This is a genomic window from Ruegeria sp. AH12, from assembly GCF_056541465.1.
This window is the reverse complement of the sequence record NZ_JBQFYL010000068.1, coordinates 1-1,221: the sequence shown is the minus strand read 5'-3', so window position 1 is coordinate 1,221 and position 1,221 is coordinate 1. Positions and strand designations below refer to the sequence as shown.

General features: G+C 57.6%; 3 protein-coding genes. 1 reads left to right on the top strand and 2 read right to left on the bottom strand.

Annotated features, from left to right (window positions below):
- Both ACR0EL_RS21645 and ACR0EL_RS21640 read right to left on the bottom strand, forming a co-directional pair.
- Positions 1 to 182 (bottom strand): MarC family protein (locus ACR0EL_RS21645; protein WP_480502239.1); only part of this gene is annotated, 182 nt, incomplete at its 3' end.
- Positions 183 to 238: 56 nt separating this feature from the next.
- Positions 239 to 691: an iron-sulfur cluster assembly scaffold protein gene (locus ACR0EL_RS21640; RefSeq protein ID WP_170393120.1), complete on the bottom strand. Its 453-nt coding sequence runs from the start codon at positions 689 to 691 to the stop codon at positions 239 to 241.
- Between the two features lie 48 nt (positions 692 to 739).
- Between ACR0EL_RS21640 and hisI the strand changes: the two genes are divergently transcribed.
- The gene (gene hisI / locus ACR0EL_RS21635; protein WP_170393119.1) at positions 740 to 1,129 is read left to right on the top strand and encodes a phosphoribosyl-AMP cyclohydrolase; all 390 of its coding nucleotides are present in this window, start codon (positions 740 to 742) and stop codon (positions 1,127 to 1,129) included.
- The last annotated feature ends 92 nt before the right edge of the window (positions 1,130 to 1,221 follow it).

Sequence of the window (1,221 nt, the reverse complement as noted above, 5' to 3'; positions counted from 1 at the left end):
ACAAGTTGCCCGAAGATCAGAAAGAACAGCAGAATGCCTGCGCTGACCAACGCGGCCAGTAAAGCGGTTTTACGACGCGCACCCGTCGCGATCCCAGCAGTGACAGCGATAAAGACGGGGATGGTGCCGATCGGGTCGATCACGACCCAGAGCGTCACAAAATGTTCCAGCAAATTGTTCACGTTAGCCCCCCCCAATCATTGGGGGCACCCTATACGGCTTTGTATGGAAAAGCCAATCAGGCGCAGTTGGCTTGTTCGGCCTGCTCCATCGCCTCGGCGGTCGCGTCAAGCGCCAGCAGGATTGACGCGTGGCGGTTCTTGTAGTCCCGCGCGGGCATCAGAACTTCGAGCCCCTCAAAGGGCGCCTCGGGGGCAGGGCCGTCTTTCTTCAGCATTGCGGAAAGCTGATCACGTGCGGTTTCGACCTGCGACCGCGTCGCCCCGATCACGGCGCTGCCTACGACCGAAGCCGAGGCCTGACCCAACGCACAGGCCTTGACGTCTTGCCCAAAGTCCACGATCCGCCCATCTTCAAGCTTGACGTCAACAGTCACGGTCGATCCACACAAAGGGGCTCGTTTCTTTACCGTCGCATCGGGATTATCCAAGCGATCCAGATGCGGAATATCCGCAGCTAGCGCCAAGATGCGTCCGGAATAGAGCTTGATCAGATCGGTTTCGCCGCTCATGGCTTTCCCTCGTTGTCCATTCCCCATACATAATGGCGGGATTCTGGGATGCAAAAGGTTTTTGCGATGGCTGACGCAGTCTTGTTCGATCCGTCGACACTGAAATTCAACGAGGCGGGTTTGATCCCCGCGATCGCACAGGACGAAGCGACGGGTGAGGTTCTGATGATGGCCTGGATGAATGCCCAATCCATCGAGCAAACGTTGGAAACCGGACGGGTTACGTATTGGTCGCGGTCACGACAGGCGTTCTGGATCAAGGGCGAAAGCTCGGGCCACTTTCAGGCCCTGGTGGATTTTCGCGTCGATTGCGACAGGGATTGCCTGCTGATTGTGGTGAACCAAACGGGGCCAGCCTGTCACACCAATCGGCGAAGTTGTTTCTACACGGCCGTCCGCGATGGGACCGAAGTCGAGCTCATGAAGCCGATGGAATAGTGGGGCCTCTGATGGTGGTCAGGTCAAATGCCCACCATCTCTCTGATTTCAGCAGGAGATGCTCCTTGTTCGCGATAAAGCGAGATGGCGCG

Coding starts and splice junctions, on each gene's coding strand:
- ACR0EL_RS21640 (WP_170393120.1), bottom strand. CDS start 691: ATGAGCGGCGAAACCGATCTGATCAAGCTCTATTCCGGACGCATCTTG.
- hisI (WP_170393119.1), top strand. CDS start 740: ATGCAAAAGGTTTTTGCGATGGCTGACGCAGTCTTGTTCGATCCGTCG.